Consider the following 356-nt stretch of genomic DNA (forward strand, 5'->3'; position numbering starts at 1 on the left):
GGCGGGCATCCCGGCAAGCCAGGTGGGCGCGAGCTTTTCCAGCATCCCCCAGCACGGGAAGTTGAACGCGTTGATATGCACCGCCACGCCGAATTTCGACGTTAACACGTGACGTGCCGCAAAGCCGCCTTCCTTCGACAGCGGGATCAGTTCATCCTCCGGCCACAGGGTATCGTCCGGCAGCTCACGGCTGCCGAGGCTTGCGTAGGTGAAGAGGGTGCCGATACCGCCTTCAATATCCACCCAGCTGTCGGCCTTCGTCGCGCCGGTCTGGGCTGACAGGGCATAAAAGCGATCCTTCTGGCTCAGCAGATGTTTGGCCACCGCCTTCAGCATGGCGGCGCGCTCGATAAAGC

Annotated in this window: 1 protein-coding gene; it reads right to left on the reverse strand. The window is 62.4% G+C overall.

What is annotated here, in order from left to right; all coding sequences use genetic code 11:
- A partial coding sequence (locus RTW80_RS27920) for an aldehyde dehydrogenase family protein (protein ID WP_312721370.1) occupies positions 1 to 356 on the reverse strand: 356 nt, incomplete at both ends.

The sequence above is a fragment of the Escherichia sp. AM3 genome (assembly GCF_032029835.1).
In the GTDB taxonomy this organism is placed as follows: Bacteria; Pseudomonadota; Gammaproteobacteria; order Enterobacterales; family Enterobacteriaceae; genus Escherichia; species Escherichia coli.